The organism is Actinomyces sp. S4-C9 (assembly GCF_000758775.1).
In the GTDB taxonomy this organism is placed as follows: Bacteria; Actinomycetota; Actinomycetes; order Actinomycetales; family Actinomycetaceae; genus Gleimia; species Gleimia europaea.
Window position 1 is genome coordinate 94,403 of sequence record NZ_JRMU01000010.1, and the last position, 14,079, is coordinate 108,481.

The window sequence follows — 14,079 nt, forward strand, 5'->3', positions numbered from 1 at the left end:
AAAACAAGCCTACCGCCGCAAAAACCATGACAGCGAAATCATGCCCGCACCCAAAATGCCAACCAGAACCGCATACAGCGACACTCCGCCCACCACAAACGAGGCCGCCGACAACGCTGCAAACCCCAGGCCAGCCACCAGCAGAATCCGCGCATTCGGGCGCGCATTATCCGGGCTCTTCAATACAAACTCAGCCGCCACCTGCCACGGGTCACCAAATGCTTCCTGCAACGGCAATCCAGCCTCATTTGCGCTCGCGGTTGTAGCCTCCACTGCGTGCCTCACCGCCTCATCAGGCCATGAATAATACCGAGACAACAGGGCCGAAAGCTGCGTCCGCCACGCCTCGTCACCGCGCGGAACACTAGGCCAGCGCGCATTAGATGCTCGAAACGCCATCACCGTTGAAGCCACCCCCAGCAACGCTAAAAGAGGGCGCGGCAAACCAACCGTCACCACATCCAAACGTGAAACTTCAGCAAACGCGCGCACAAACACAACCGTTGCCACCAGCCAACCCAACACCACCAGCACCGCATTGGAATCACGGCCAAATGCCCACTCTCGATGCACCACGGGAGCCGCGAATAACGCCATCGCCACCACCGACGCAAACATCAAATAACCCGGCTTCGCCACCACGTCAGCCGTCAGCGACCCGGTGGAAAACACCGCCAAGAAGAAAGTGAAAAATGCCAGTGCTGCCCAAATCGTCTTCGGATTCGACCACAGCCCAGAACGCGTCTCGCCGGGCAACTCGCAACAAGACATGGCCGTGAACCTCCCCAAAATCCCGTCTACCACTAAGAGTAGACTGGCTGGCGGCACCACTCACAGCAAGTAGAGAGATTATGTACGAGATAAAACCAGGCCTCCTCGTGTTCCTTGGCGCAGCGCTGGGAACCCTCTCGCGTGCCCTCATCGACACCCTCATTGCAAGCACCTTCGCAGGCATCAACGTGTCCACCGTTTTTGTGAATATGGTTGGCGCATTCCTCATGGGCGGCCTAATCACCACGTGGAGTGTTCGACGTGGCATGCACCCCCTGTGGGACCGCATAAAAATTTTTGCCGGCACCGGCTTTCTTGGAGCCTTCACCACATACTCCGCCTTCGCCCTCGCTATTGCGCGCGGCACTAACCTTGCCCTTGCGCTAGGCGCGGGCGCCCTCACCATCCTTTCCGGCATTGCGGGCGCATGGCTTGGAACTCGACTTGCGAAAGACCTCGCCGCCAAAGGAGTGCAAGCATGACCTGGCTCTACCTGGCCCTTGCCGGCGGCCTCGGCGCCTATGCGCGCTACCGCACCGACCTAGCCCTCCAAAACCTGCTCAAACGCCGCGGCCTCATTCCCGTCAAACCCAACGCCGGACTGATTCGTCGCACCGCCCTGGCCTGGCCCATCATCACCATCAACATAATCGGGTCCTTCCTCGCCGGCCTCCTAGTTGGACACCTCAGCGCGGAAACCTGGCTGATCATCGGCACCGGACTACTGGGAGGCTGGACCACCTTCTCCACCGCAATGGTCGACGTGCTTAACATCCTCACCTTGCCCGAGGCCCGCAAAACGAGCATCACATCCGGCGTGATCACCGCAACATTTGGCCTACTAGCCAGCGTAGCCAGCGCCCTCCTTGGCCTTGCAATCAGCGGGATGTGAGGTAAACCTCGCGCCAAAAGGTGGACACGAAGAAGGGATTTGAGGCAACTCGTCCTAGAATCGTAGACATCCTCAAGAACGTCAGACATGAAGGAGGGGACATGAGCCAGCCTATGATCAAGCTCGAAAACCTCTCCAAAACGTATGTCCTGCGCGGCGGAAATGAAGTGCGCGCACTCAGCGACGCAAACCTGACCGTAAATGCGGGGGAAATTCATGGCATCGTTGGCCAGTCCGGAGCGGGCAAATCAACTCTGATCCGTTGCCTCACCGGTCTTGAACAGCCCACCGATGGCTCCGTATACCTGGACGGCACAGACCTATCCGGCCTCGGCCACTCGGCCCTTCGCAAAGCACGCCGCAAGATCGGCATGGTCTTTCAATCCGCTAACCTAATGGACTCGCGCACCGCCCTTGAAAACATTGCATACCCGCTCAAAATTGCGGGGGTGTCCAAAAAAGAGCGCCTTGAGCGAGCAACAGAACTACTCAAAGTTGTCGGCCTTGAGAATCGCGCCGGCTCCTACCCCTCCCAACTTTCGGGTGGACAGCAACAGCGCGTAGGCATTGCGCGCGCCCTCGCCACCAAACCAGCCGTGCTGCTGTGTGACGAGCCCACCTCCGCCCTCGACTCTGAAACCACGCGCCAAATCCTGGCGTTGCTACAACAAATCAGGGACGAAGTTGGCGTAACCATCGTTATCATCACGCACGAAATGGGTGTTGTGCGTGAAATTTGCGATTCCGCAACCATGCTTGAACACGGGCAGATCCTCGAATCCGGTCCCGTCCACGAGATCGTTGCAAACCCCAAATCGAAACTTGCGCGTGAACTCGTCCCCATGCCGTCCATTGACGAAACCGATAAGGACGCCAACTCGACGATTCTTGACGTCATGTTCACGTCAACCCCCGGCGTCCCAACCGGAGCCACCGTCCTTGCCATGGCATCACGAATGGGTGGCGACGTAACGGCAGGAACATTTGAAACCCTGTCCAACGTCCAAGTAGGACGCCTTGCTTTAACCGTGCCCACCATGCACTTAAAGCAAATCATGGAAACTTTGGAACAGAACGATGTAGCAGCGGAGGTGCGATCATGAGCGTAGCAACAGCGCTAGTCGCTCTCGCTGCTGACAGTCAGTGGCTAGATAACCCCGCCATTAAAGAGGCATTCTGGCCGTCCGTATGGCAAACACTAGGCATGACCGCATGGGCAACCGTGATCACCGTAGTGATTGGAACCCCGCTCGGCCTCTTCCTGGTATCTACAGCCCGCGGTGGCCTCACCCCAAACCGGGTAGCAAACCAAATACTCGGATTCATCGTTAACGTTGGCAGGTCAATCCCATTCATCATCCTGCTAATTGCAGTTCTTCCATTTACTCGCTTCGTTGTAGGCACCACCCTCGGCTGGAAGGCTGCAGTGGTGCCGCTCAGCGTTGGCGCAATCCCATTCTTTGCCCGCATCGTAGAAACAAACGTGCGCGGCGTCAGCGCCGGCAAGATCGAAGCCGCCCACATGATGGGTGCCAGCAGGTGGGAAATCATGTTTGGCGTACAGGTACGCGAAGCTCTACCTGCCCTCATTGACTCCGTAACAGTTCTTGCAGTCACCCTCATCGGCTACTCCGCAATCGCGGGCGTGCTCGGTGGCGGCGGCCTCGGCCAACTCGCAATGAACTACGGTTACAACCGATTCCAAGGAGACGTCATGCTAGTTTCCGTGGTGGGAATCGTAATCATCGTTCAAATAGTCCAAGTTGTTGGAGACATGCTGAGCCGGCTGGTGGATCACCGCTGAGCTCTCCACCAGCCGGGATAACAATCCTGGACTTCCCGGGCAACACGTTTGCCATCACTCCAACAAATTTCAAACTTGAACACAGAAAGACTTGATTACAATGCGTAAGACCCGTGTATTTGCCGCAGCAGCAGCTGCGCTAGCCCTAACCCTCGCAGGATGCTCCTCTTCCGGCGGAGAAACCAGCACTGAAAGCCAGTCGGCTTCCGAACAGGGTGTCACCACCCTCACGGTTGGAGCTTCCCCCGCACCTCACGCGCGGATCCTGAAGTTCGTTAAGGATGAGCTCGCTGCTGACGCTGGCATTGATCTCAACATCGTTGAATACACCGACTATGTCATCCCTAACCAGGCCCTAAAGTCCGGCGATATCGACGCTAACTTCTACCAGACTGTGCCTTACCTCGAGGGTCAGAAGAAGGAACTAGGCGTTGACTTCTCGCACGGCGAAGGCATCCACTTGGAGCCCCTCGCGATCTACTCAGACAAGATTGAGAAGCTAGACGACCTCAAGGATGGCGCCAAGATCGGCATCATCAACGACACTGCGAATCAGGGCCGCGCCCTCGACCTGCTTGCAGTCGCCGGCATCGTGAAGGTTCCCGAAGGTGAAGACGCAACGATCTTCAATGTCGAGAAGCTAAAGAACGTTGAGTTCGTTGAGGTTGAAGGCCCGCAGCTAGTGCGTTCCCTCCCGGACGTTGACATCGCGGTCATCAATGGTAACTACGCCGAAGAGGGTGGCCTGTCCTCTGCAAAGGACGCTCTCCTCGTAGAGAATCCTCAAGGCTCGCCGAACGTCAACATCCTTGTATGGCGCGCCGAAGATGACAACAACGAGGCCATCCAGACCCTTGACAAGCTCCTGCACTCGCCAGAAGTTGCACAGTTCATCAAGGACACCTGGCCCGATGGCTCGGTTATCCCCGCGTTCTAACAACGTGAGAGAAGCTGACTGAATAGGTAAAAGTTGAGCCCGGATCGTTTGATCCGGGCTCAACTTCTATCTCAACAAGAAAAGATTAGTCCAAAACTCCGTACAGGCGATCGCCCGCATCACCCAAACCGGGAACAATGTAAGCGTTCTCGTTCAAACACTCATCCACAGATGCGGTTACGATCTGTACATTAGCGCGGTCGCCAACAGCCTCCTCAACCGTCTTCAATCCTTCTGGAGCGGCCAGCAGACACAGGCACGTCACATCGCGTGCACCGTGGTCAAGCAAGTAGTTGATTGCCGCAACCATGGTGTGGCCGGTAGCCAACATCGGATCCAAAATGAAGCACTGACGCCCCGACAGGTCATCAGGCAAACGATTCGCGTAAGTCTCAACCTCAAGCGTCTCGTGGTCACGCCTCATGCCGAGGAAGCCAACCTCAGCGGTTGGAAGCATCCGCGTCATGCCCTCCAGCATGCCCAAACCGGCACGCAAAATCGGCACAACCAGCGGACGCGGACCAGTGATCTGCTTACCAACAGTCTTAGTAACCGGAGTCGTAATTTCGACGTCCTCAACCAGGACGTCGCGAGTGCCTTCATAGGCAAGAAGCGTAACGAGTTCGTCAGCAAGAAGACGGAACGTCGCAGACGGCGTCCTCTCGTCACGCAAAACAGTCAATTTGTGAGCAATGAGGGGGTGTTCAGCAACATGTAAACGCATGCTTATACCGTACCTTGACCAGGTACGAGGAAGTTAATCTTTGCGGCATTCTTTGCAAATAGTTCGCTAAAATCAAGCATTATGGCTGATCATTCATTTCCGAGTCGGGTAGAGATACACGGCACCCAAAACCTCAAAGCACACCTTGAGCAAGCCGAAAAACAAGCCAGGGCCAGGGCTCGGCTGGCTGAGCAAGAGGCACGCACCAAAGCTCTGAGTGCGCGTGGGGAGCGCAGGAATCCGCCTACGCCCTTGGAAATGAAATCCATCTACGAAAACGCCATGAGCCGCGCCCTCTACCTGGCTGACCGGGCGCGAGCCGCGGGAGACGTGCCCGTTGGGGCTGTTGTGATCGACGAATGGGGCACGATCCTGGGGGAGGGGTGGAACACTCGAGAAGCGGAATCCGATCCTGCCGGCCACGCCGAAATCAGTGCGCTACGCGATGCCGCGAAACTCCGCGGCACGTGGAGGCTAGATGACCTCACCCTTGTGGTCACTCTTGAGCCGTGCACAATGTGTGCCGGCGCAATAGTGAACGCGCGCGTAAAACGCCTAGTGATGGGCGCGTGGGATCCAAAAGCAGGGGCTGCAGGATCAATTCGAGATGTGGTTCGCGATTCGCGTCTCAACCACCAGGTGGAGGTAATTCCCGAGATTTTGCGCACGGAATGCGAAATTCAACTCCGCGGGTTTTTCTCAACGCGTCGCACCATGTAGTATGAGGGCCGGATGAAAGTCCAAAGGTAGCGTGTCCGAGCGGCCGAAGGTGCAGCACTCGAAATGCTGTGTGGTTAATAGCCACCGTGGGTTCAAATCCCACCGCTACCGCCCCTGTAAATCCCGGAATCACGCGGAAAAGTGGTTCCGGGGTTCTTTGTTTGTAGCGTGCGTGCAACATATGTGCAACATCTTTTTTAGTTTTAGATTCACCACCAACAGGCCGCCACTGTCATAGCGTCACCCGCGAGCGCAATAAGCCTCCGTTGTTTAGCTATTACAGACGGCAATGGGGGCTTTGTTGTAGAAACATTCGTCACGCTCAAACAGCCATGCCGCTTCTAAGGTGCCTAACAGCGCTTTTAACGGCCTAACAGTTTGCGCCCGCTATCTTCCTACGCGCGAGCGTTGTACGCCGCTTACAGCGCAAATCGAACACGTATGCATGCCGGGAGGTATCCCTTCCCCTGGGCCAGTTTGCACCGCAAGCGTGATAGGTCATGGAAAACGGTACGGGTTACAAGGTCGATTTGCCAAAGTGATTGTAAGCTTGACGGGTTGATTCAGTTGACATATGGGCGTTGAAGTTACTAGCCCGCTATGTTGAGGGGCGGTAAGTCTGTTTTGCTTATGCTCTCATCTCAAAACGCCGCCGGGTGAAAGCCTAAGACAAGGGCAATACCTAGCAGATCGTGGGCTCTGAAACCGCCGCGCTACCTAACCACGTACTGATGAACCGCCTGCGGATCGCCCGCAATCTCTATCGTGATAGTCTTGGTGTTATGTATCGCTTGCTTCTTTGCTTTGCGATACTGGCCGGCTAGGGTTGTGTTCTTTCTCCCCTTCCGGTCGGGAGGCGCGTTGCCGCGCGCCTCCCACCCTTATAAGGGACTTTTACAGGTCAACCGGGTAGCCGTCCGTGATGCTGTAATAACTTTCTTGCTGGTTCTCACGCCCTAGCATTTCGGCCTGCTCTGCCGTATCTACAAGACGCGAAACATCAAGCACAAACCCGCCGCGGTCTCCCTTAATTCGTATTTTGAACGTGCTGTGAGGAATCCTTGTGCGTCTACATAGTTAAGCGTTACTCATACTTTTAGCGTCTACCTGTGTTCCGATTAGTCGCCTAACACGTCCTAAGAACTCTTGCTTACTCATCGCCATAACCGAACACTGGCTTGGGGCGTTAGCGATTAGATTGACGCTTGAAACTTTCATCAATGAGTTGCACTGTCTTTTACTGCGCGCGCTGTCGGTGCGCACGCGTCAAACTCTCCGCCCGCTCTTATCAAGTGCAAGCTGTTAATCGTGAGTGCTACGTGCGGGGGCTTTCGCTACTGCTTGGTTACATAGTTCTTATAGTTATATGGGTAGGACACTTGTCCGCCCTTTAGGTAGGACACTTGTCCGCCCTTTCTTGATTTACACACCTTGTTAAAGGTAGGACACTTGTCCGCCCTTTCTAGGAATACGAGAAAGCGCCACCGAACAACGGGTTAAGGTTGCTCAGTGGCGCTACTCAATCAATAGCGCACCGCTAAGGGAGCGCCAAACGTTTACACGCTCGTAGTAATACCCCGCCTTTCTGCAACGCCAGCGGCTTGCCGTTTCATTTCTTCAAAGGGCGGGATGCGGTACACGCAAGCGTGCCCGTTAAAGGCGTACACGGGTTTTCCGTTCTTACCGGGGTTGATAGGGACGCGCCAATCAATGCCTTGCTTTGCAAGCCTTCGTTTAACGCGCCCTATAGATTCGGGTTTAACCCCTCCATATTTAGCCGCCATAACCTCTTGCGTAATAAAGCATTCACGCGCCCTATACGTCCTACCTTCAACCTCACGATCAGTCTTCTTATCTGTTTCGTGTGGTGCGCACCCTGCTATGACTAACAGCAAGCTGAGTTCGCTACGGGATAGCACCCCCGCGAAAGCCTGGTGAACTTCGTCTTGGAGCGTGTAGCTCACTCACAAACCACCACCCGCCACGCGCTTACGTGCTGAAGCGATTGTGCATCGCACTTCGGTAAGGGTTAGCCCCTTAGATATAGCTACACGCTCAAGCTCTGATAGTTCGCCCTCCGTTACATCGCGCTCAGACAGGGTACACGCGACTTTAAAAAGCAAGTTGTTGCGCTGACCAGGTTTAGCGTTGTCCTGATACCACGCGATCAAAGCGTGGTTAGCCCTCGCGCACCGTCTTGGTGACATTGCCCCCATGTATATGTGACCACTTACCACCGCCCGCCGCGCGCCGTGCTGTCCACCGCTCGCGCTCGCGGGTCGGTAGTCTTTATCAAGCGCCGCTTGCTTTAGTATTAACGCCGCTCTTTCAGGCAGCTCGGCTATCGGATGCGGTACTAGCTTGTAAGGCAATCTCGTTTGTGGGTGCAATGACGGGGGAAACATTACGCCCCACCCGCCACCCTTTGACCGTGTGAGCACGTCAAACCCGTTACCCAACGCGGACGCGTGCTGAGGAATGCTCCAAGCGTCAATGCCCTTGCACTTGAACCACAAGTGCACGCCGCCATCACCGCGCCCGCTATGCACTTCAAACGTTTCGGGTAGATCGCCTACCACGTCTTTTAAGTGCCAAAACATATCCATCAAGCCGGGACAGGTTACCCCGTGGGGGTTGAAGTTGCGAACGTCAAGATCAAATATCACTACGTCGCTAGGAATCAACACGCCAACGTTGTGATTAGGGTTCGCCCTCCACCACGCGCGCACCTGTTCAAGGTCGCTAGTAGCGTTTGTGTTTCCTTTAATCGCGGGGCGTTTCGTCCTCGGCTTGCAAGGATAAACTTCTAAGCCAGCACGCGCCGCCGCGAGCGCCCCTGCCAATAGCGGCACCCCTGAATCTATGCGTGTTAGCTCGTCATGGTTTATCACGCTCATATGCGGGCCGCCTTCCTAGTAGACCCAACACATCCCGCATAGTTTATTGATCGCTTTTGTGATGGCGTTGTCGCTAACCCGCGGTTTGCAATGTCATTAAGTACGTCACGCTTAATCATTCGCCGCCGCCCTAATCTCACGGTAGGAATCACACCGCGCGCCACTAGGTCACGCAAGTGACATAGGCTCATGCCCAACGCGTGCGCCGCCTCTTCGGTTGTGAACAAAATCTTTTCACTCATCTAGTTCACCCCCTCGCACACGAAAGAAACGGCCTCGCGTTTAAGATCACGTTTCACACGTTCAATATCGTGAACTGATTTTGCAGTCCTTCGCCTGCGCCACCCTTTACCGCCCGCGTCGCTCGCGGACATGTAGGCGTTGATACGATACCGCCCGTTATCTAACGGTTTGGTAGTGATTGTTATTCGCGTGGTCGTCTCGTAAACAGTCTTGACGCTCGCGCCGGGTGTCCCGTCTAATGCTGGGCTGTTGCTTGCCGCCCTATTGTCAACGGGTATAGATTCAGCCCCCACCCTACAGACGTGCCCCATATCACTGCTGGTATTAGCCGGTGACTCTGTATAATCGTTTATGTTATATCTCTTCCCTTTAAGACCTTCCACAATCATTAAAGGGAGAATTATTTGAATGTTGCTACTCACTGGCAACACCTCTTTCGAGGTCGAGCCCGGTGGTAGCAACATTTTTTATTAGCTGCCCATCGAGCTTGATTCGTTTTCCGATTCTCACACTCGGAACCAAACCCTTCGCTATCCACACGTACAGCGTCTTTCTAGACACCCCTAAAAGGTCCGCCGCTTCCTCAACGGTTAGTGAACCGCCAACGAATTGATTCACCCATCCACCTACTTTCATTAACATAACGTCTTGAGATTTATCTCAGACACTTGAAAGATAGAACAGACGTTCGAACCTGTCCAGCAAGTCCGGCAAGTCCGGCTCGTCGTTTTGGTGCAACCTGTGGATAACTTAAACACGCTCAGGTGTACATGACCTTTACGGGGGCGTACACGAGCGTACTGGACACATGAGCCACCGCTAACCGTGTGACCGGTTTCACACGCCGCGTCGCGTTCGTATTTACTCTTCGGTTCCGGTCGGTAGTTCAATGACGTTGGACGGGCCGAAGATAGCGTCGCTAACCCCTTCGGCTAGGCGTTGTTGTGCCTGCTGGGTGGCGTGCATATAAGTCAAACTCATGTTCGGGGTTGAGTGTCCTAACAGGTGTTGAATGTCTCGCACACTCACACCGGGCACACTCGCGGCTAACGTCGCCCCCGTGTGCCTTAGGTCGTAGGGCGACGCGGTTTCTAGCCCTAGCCTTTTCATAGCCCGCCTAAGGTTAATCTGCATGGTTGATTCGCCTATATGTTTACGGGGGTTTTGCGAGGACGGGAACACTAAATCATCCTTACCTTTAAGTAGGGTTTTACTTAACGCGTCTTCAATCACCGCGAGCGCTTCATCAGTAAGCGATAACGTGCGCACCCCGTCCTCAGTCTTAGGAGCGCCAACTGCTTTGCGTTTACCGTCACCGGAACATGAACGCCTAATAGTAACCGTCCTACCTTCAAGGTCTATATCCCCGCGTCTTAGCTCTCGTGCTTCCCCCGGTCGTAGTGCAAGCAAGACCTGTAAAAGAAATATCCCTTGCTGGGATGGGGGCAGGTCGTTAGCAATCATAAGTATTACGTCTGGTGATAGCGCTCGCGGTTCGTGCCTACGCGACTTAAAGCCCTGTGCTTTGCGGGCTTTTGGCATTCCCTTAGGTGGCAGTGGGGAAACGTCTAAGTACTCATCGCTAATAGCTTCGTTGATAATGGCTCTGAACGTGTCGTAGACGGACTTCAAGGGCAAGCTTTTACCCTTGCGTTTAGCCACTAGCTCGCTGTCTCTCCACTGTTGCACGTCGCGTCGTGTGATGTCTTTAAGTGCCACGTTAACCCACCGCTTAGAAATGTGGTTCCGGTAGTGGCTTTCATAGGCGTGCCAAGTAGTGCTTGCAAGCGTGCCCGATTTGCGCGGCGCGTAAACCTCTTCCCAATACTCGCCTAACGTGTACCCGTCAATGAGTGCTTGTCGTTCCGCTTCGAGTCGTTCCGCTTCAAGCTGCTCGGGTGTCTTCCACTCACCGCGCTCAATCTCACCAGAGATTTCAGCTATCCACATATTAGCTTCGCGGCGTGTAGCGAAAGTGTAGGGGGCGTTAATGCGTCGACGTTTGTTACTCGTAGACTCCGGATGCTCTACGCTCGCTTGATACCGTCCCGATTTTAGCTTTCTAACTGAGCCTACCGATGACCTGGGCATGATTATTCCTTGAGTTAATAAGGGAAAGTGAATGAAGGAGTGTGCAACAAGCGTGCAACATATGTACAACATCTCGACATGTTTTAACCCTACTAGACCATAATTGATAGATCAAGTAGATTAGCACTTTTGCTTGTTATATCAGGGAAAAGGTCGCTTTTGCCCGGAATCTCAAGGCGCTCAAAATCGCGTAGCGTGTCTTTCAAATCCCACCGCTACCGCTGAGTGAAATCTCGCGACATATGTTCTGCATATGCCGCGAGATTTTTGTTATGGCGCCCCGCCCGCCCCTCCGATCTGGTGTGGCTGTGAAATAGAAGAGGTGGGACAAGCGCAACGCAGAAGAGAAGTGGCCCCCTTGATCGCCTATTCACTGATGCTTGCACCGGCCTGGATTGTCATCACCATCGTTCGGTTATTTATCTACATATTCAATAACAGCGGTGACATTCTAGGCCCGTACAACGACTGAGCGCTTTTTACGGGTGTCTTTGAGCACAAAACGGGGCTTTATTGCATTGGAGGATTCGAGCAATGGACGCCATCTCGGTAAACTAGCGACGATGTTCAAGCTCGCTTGGCTGAAACGGTTTGGCGAGTCTGTTCACTTTGGAAGGATAACTAATGACCGACTTTACGACGGCATCCGCTGGAGCGGTTCGCGCCGTCTCTGGACGGCCCCCGGCAGTTTCAACTCCGATGGAGTTCTGGCAAGGACTATCCGCATCAGTGGTAGACCAGATTGCTGACAACTGGTACGCAACCAAAGAGCTCTACCGCAAGGGAAGGCGTCAGCACTACTTCTCCGCTGAGTTCCTCATGGGCCGAGCCCTCCTCAACAACCTCCTCAACCTTGGCCTGGTAGATCAGGCCGAAGAGGCTGCAAAAGCATTTGGTCAAGATCTGTCACAGATCCTCGAAGAGGAACCCGACGCTGCCCTCGGAAATGGTGGCCTTGGACGTCTAGCAGCATGCTTCCTGGATTCTTGCGCAACCCAGGACCTCCCCGCAGTAGGTTACGGCATCCTGTATCGCTACGGGCTTTTCAAGCAAGAGTTCCGTAATGGTTTCCAGACCGAGCATCCCGACTCCTGGATGGAAGAGGGATACCCACTGGTCATTCGCCATGAGGAAGAGATGCGTATCGTTGACTACGCCGACCTCAAGGTAAGGGCTGTTCCATACGATATGCCGATCACCGGCTATGGCACGAAGAATGTTGGCACGCTCCGCCTGTGGAAGGCCGAGCCGATGGAAGAGTTCGACTACGACGCGTTCAACTCGCAGCGCTTCACCGACGCTATCGTGGACCGCGAGCGCACACACGACATTTCTCGCGTGCTCTACCCGAACGACACCACGTATGAAGGCAAGGTGCTGCGCGTACGCCAGCAGTACTTCTTTGTCTCTGCTTCGTTGCAGGAAATCGTTGAGAACCACCTGGAAGTGCATGGCACGTTTGAGAACTTTGCACAGTACAACTCGGTGCAGCTGAACGATACGCACCCGGTGCTCGCCATTCCAGAGCTCATGCGTCTGCTGATGGACGAGCATGGCCTCGGCTGGGTTGAAGCTTGGAAGATTGTTTCTAAGACATTCGCCTACACCAACCACACGGTCCTTGCTGAAGCGTTGGAGACTTGGGAGATCTCGATTTTTGATCGCCTATTCCCGCGCATCATGGAGATCGTTTGGGAGATCGATCGTCGCTTCCGTATGGAGATGAAGGAGCTCGGCCTCGATGACGGTCGAATCAACTACATGGCTCCCGTATCCAACGGTGTTGTCCACATGGCGTGGATTGCGTGCTACGCGTCCTACTCCATTAACGGTGTTGCGGCCCTCCACACAGAGATCATCAAGCGTGAAACGCTTGGCGAATGGCACGACATTTGGCCGGAGAAGTTCAACAACAAGACCAATGGTGTAACGCCGCGTCGCTGGCTTAACCAGTGCAACCCGCGCCTCGCCGCCCTCCTCAACGAAGTGACTGGCGGAGATGAGTGGGTGCGTGACCTCGATGTGTTGAAGAAGTATGTAGACGCCGGTAACGACGAAATCTATGATCGTCTGAACGAAATCAAGCACGCAAATAAGGTTGATTTCGCGAAGTGGATCAAGAACCGTCAGGGTATTGACATTGATCCGGACGCTATTTTTGACGTTCAGATCAAGCGCCTCCACGAGTACAAGCGTCAGTTGCTCAACATCATGTACGTGCTTGACCTGTACTTCCGTCTAAAGGATGACCCGAAGGCAGATATTCCGCCGCGCGTATTTATTTTTGGTGCTAAGGCAGCTCCCGGCTATGTGCGTGCCAAGGCGATTATCAAGTTGATCAACGAAGTTGGCCGCCTAGTCAACAACGATCCTGATGTTTCTAAGGTTCTGAAGGTCGTATTCGTGGAGAACTACAATGTTTCGCCAGCTGAGAAGATCATTCCGGCGGCGGACGTTTCAGAGCAGATTTCTACCGCAGGTAAGGAGGCGTCTGGCACCTCGAACATGAAGTTCATGATGAATGGCGCCCTGACCCTCGGCACGCTCGACGGTGCAAATGTGGAGATCGTGGATTCGGTTGGCTACGACAACGCTTACATTTTTGGTGCGCGTGAAGAGGAGCTCCCCGAGCTTCGACGCACTTACGACCCGCGCCACCAGTACGAGAGCGTTCCGGGCTTGCGCCGCGTGCTTGACGCGTTCACCGACGGCACTTTGGACGACGGTGGTACGGGAATGTTCCACGATCTGCGCTGGTCCCTTCTCAACACGAACGGCTATGAGCCGGCCGACATGTACTACCTGCTCGGCGACTTTGAGGACTACCGCAAGGTGCGCGACCAGATGGCTAACGACTACGCGGACCGCAAGAAGTGGGCGGCAATGACTTGGAAGAACATCACCGAGTCCGGTCGCTTCTCTTCTGACCGCACCATCCGTGACTACGCGAACGAAGTGTGGAAGATCGAACCAACCAAGATCTAACACGCGAAAATAGTT

At 54.6% G+C, this 14,079-nt stretch carries 14 protein-coding genes and 1 tRNA gene; 8 read left to right on the forward strand and 7 right to left on the reverse strand.

Going from position 1 to position 14,079, the window contains the following annotated elements; genetic code table 11:
* Positions 1–9: 9 nt before the first annotated feature.
* Entirely contained in the window at positions 10–771 is a 762-nt protein-coding gene (locus tag HMPREF1628_RS04905) for a hypothetical protein (RefSeq protein ID WP_034508694.1), read from the reverse strand.
* An 80-nt stretch (positions 772–851) separates the two neighbouring features.
* Between HMPREF1628_RS04905 and HMPREF1628_RS04910 the strand changes: the two genes are divergently transcribed.
* From HMPREF1628_RS04910 to HMPREF1628_RS04930, 5 genes are all read left to right on the forward strand, one after another.
* Positions 852–1,253 carry a fluoride efflux transporter FluC gene (locus HMPREF1628_RS04910; RefSeq protein WP_034508698.1) on the forward strand — a complete coding sequence of 134 codons (402 nt, stop codon included), beginning with the start codon at positions 852–854 and terminating at the stop codon, positions 1,251–1,253.
* Positions 1,250–1,663, forward strand: coding sequence for a fluoride efflux transporter FluC (locus HMPREF1628_RS04915; RefSeq protein WP_052038887.1), 414 nt, complete (start codon positions 1,250–1,252; stop codon positions 1,661–1,663). Before HMPREF1628_RS04910 ends, HMPREF1628_RS04915 begins: the two co-directional genes overlap by 4 nt.
* A 113-nt stretch (positions 1,664–1,776) precedes the next feature.
* Positions 1,777–2,766 (forward strand): methionine ABC transporter ATP-binding protein, encoded by a 990-nt coding sequence (locus HMPREF1628_RS04920; RefSeq protein WP_034509024.1) that lies wholly within the window; start codon positions 1,777–1,779, stop codon positions 2,764–2,766.
* The gene (locus HMPREF1628_RS04925; RefSeq protein ID WP_034508702.1) at positions 2,763–3,467 is read left to right on the forward strand and encodes a methionine ABC transporter permease; all 705 of its coding nucleotides are present in this window, start codon (positions 2,763–2,765) and stop codon (positions 3,465–3,467) included. The genes HMPREF1628_RS04920 and HMPREF1628_RS04925 overlap by 4 nt, the downstream gene beginning before the upstream one ends.
* Before the next feature lie 100 nt (positions 3,468–3,567).
* Positions 3,568–4,404, forward strand: coding sequence for a MetQ/NlpA family ABC transporter substrate-binding protein (locus HMPREF1628_RS04930; protein WP_034508706.1), 837 nt, complete (start codon positions 3,568–3,570; stop codon positions 4,402–4,404).
* A gap of 85 nt (positions 4,405–4,489) precedes the next feature.
* Here the strand turns inward: HMPREF1628_RS04930 and upp are convergent, their stop codons facing one another.
* Positions 4,490–5,128, reverse strand: coding sequence for a uracil phosphoribosyltransferase (upp, locus tag HMPREF1628_RS04935; RefSeq protein ID WP_034508711.1), 639 nt, complete (start codon positions 5,126–5,128; stop codon positions 4,490–4,492).
* Between the two features lie 81 nt (positions 5,129–5,209).
* On the opposite strand from upp, the gene tadA reads away from it, so the two are divergent.
* Positions 5,210–5,848 carry a tRNA adenosine(34) deaminase TadA gene (gene tadA, locus HMPREF1628_RS04940; protein ID WP_232219388.1) on the forward strand — a complete coding sequence of 213 codons (639 nt, stop codon included), beginning with the start codon at positions 5,210–5,212 and terminating at the stop codon, positions 5,846–5,848.
* 25 nt (positions 5,849–5,873) lie between these two features.
* Positions 5,874–5,959 (forward strand) — tRNA-Ser (locus HMPREF1628_RS04945).
* A 1,445-nt stretch (positions 5,960–7,404) separates the two neighbouring features.
* Here HMPREF1628_RS04945 and HMPREF1628_RS04950 read toward each other — a convergent pair.
* The 5 genes from HMPREF1628_RS04950 to HMPREF1628_RS04970 form a co-directional block, all read right to left on the reverse strand.
* Entirely contained in the window at positions 7,405–7,812 is a 408-nt protein-coding gene (locus HMPREF1628_RS04950) for a hypothetical protein (RefSeq protein WP_034508713.1), read from the reverse strand.
* On the reverse strand, positions 7,813–8,745 hold the full coding sequence (locus HMPREF1628_RS09290; protein ID WP_034508715.1) for a bifunctional DNA primase/polymerase: 933 nt from the start codon (positions 8,743–8,745) through the stop codon (positions 7,813–7,815).
* Positions 8,742–8,987, reverse strand: coding sequence for a helix-turn-helix domain-containing protein (locus tag HMPREF1628_RS09295; protein WP_084703243.1), 246 nt, complete (start codon positions 8,985–8,987; stop codon positions 8,742–8,744). Before HMPREF1628_RS09295 ends, HMPREF1628_RS09290 begins: the two co-directional genes overlap by 4 nt.
* Before the next feature lie 415 nt (positions 8,988–9,402).
* Complete coding sequence (locus tag HMPREF1628_RS04965) at positions 9,403–9,606, reverse strand: helix-turn-helix domain-containing protein (protein ID WP_034508720.1); 204 nt, start codon at positions 9,604–9,606, stop codon at positions 9,403–9,405.
* 243 nt (positions 9,607–9,849) lie between these two features.
* Positions 9,850–10,938: a tyrosine-type recombinase/integrase gene (locus tag HMPREF1628_RS04970; RefSeq protein WP_198030404.1), complete on the reverse strand. Its 1,089-nt coding sequence runs from the start codon at positions 10,936–10,938 to the stop codon at positions 9,850–9,852.
* Positions 10,939–11,703: 765 nt separating this feature from the next.
* On the opposite strand from HMPREF1628_RS04970, the gene HMPREF1628_RS04975 reads away from it, so the two are divergent.
* Positions 11,704–14,064 (forward strand): glycogen/starch/alpha-glucan phosphorylase, encoded by a 2,361-nt coding sequence (locus HMPREF1628_RS04975; RefSeq protein WP_034508727.1) that lies wholly within the window; start codon positions 11,704–11,706, stop codon positions 14,062–14,064.
* Positions 14,065–14,079 lie beyond the last annotated feature (15 nt).

What these genes read in the sequence shown, in the direction of transcription:
- HMPREF1628_RS04905 (WP_034508694.1), bottom strand. Translation starts at nt 771, where the DNA reads ATGTCTTGTTGCGAGTTGCCCGGCGAGACGCGTTCTGGGCTGTGGTCG.
- HMPREF1628_RS04910 (WP_034508698.1), top strand. Translation starts at nt 852, where the DNA reads ATGTACGAGATAAAACCAGGCCTCCTCGTGTTCCTTGGCGCAGCGCTG.
- HMPREF1628_RS04915 (WP_052038887.1), top strand. Translation starts at nt 1,250, where the DNA reads ATGACCTGGCTCTACCTGGCCCTTGCCGGCGGCCTCGGCGCCTATGCG.
- HMPREF1628_RS04920 (WP_034509024.1), top strand. Translation starts at nt 1,777, where the DNA reads ATGATCAAGCTCGAAAACCTCTCCAAAACGTATGTCCTGCGCGGCGGA.
- HMPREF1628_RS04925 (WP_034508702.1), top strand. Translation starts at nt 2,763, where the DNA reads ATGAGCGTAGCAACAGCGCTAGTCGCTCTCGCTGCTGACAGTCAGTGG.
- HMPREF1628_RS04930 (WP_034508706.1), top strand. Translation starts at nt 3,568, where the DNA reads ATGCGTAAGACCCGTGTATTTGCCGCAGCAGCAGCTGCGCTAGCCCTA.
- upp (WP_034508711.1), bottom strand. Translation starts at nt 5,128, where the DNA reads ATGCGTTTACATGTTGCTGAACACCCCCTCATTGCTCACAAATTGACT.
- tadA (WP_232219388.1), top strand. Translation starts at nt 5,210, where the DNA reads ATGGCTGATCATTCATTTCCGAGTCGGGTAGAGATACACGGCACCCAA.
- HMPREF1628_RS09290 (WP_034508715.1), bottom strand. Translation starts at nt 8,745, where the DNA reads ATGAGCGTGATAAACCATGACGAGCTAACACGCATAGATTCAGGGGTG.
- HMPREF1628_RS09295 (WP_084703243.1), bottom strand. Translation starts at nt 8,987, where the DNA reads ATGAGTGAAAAGATTTTGTTCACAACCGAAGAGGCGGCGCACGCGTTG.
- HMPREF1628_RS04970 (WP_198030404.1), bottom strand. Translation starts at nt 10,938, where the DNA reads ATGTGGATAGCTGAAATCTCTGGTGAGATTGAGCGCGGTGAGTGGAAG.
- HMPREF1628_RS04975 (WP_034508727.1), top strand. Translation starts at nt 11,704, where the DNA reads ATGACCGACTTTACGACGGCATCCGCTGGAGCGGTTCGCGCCGTCTCT.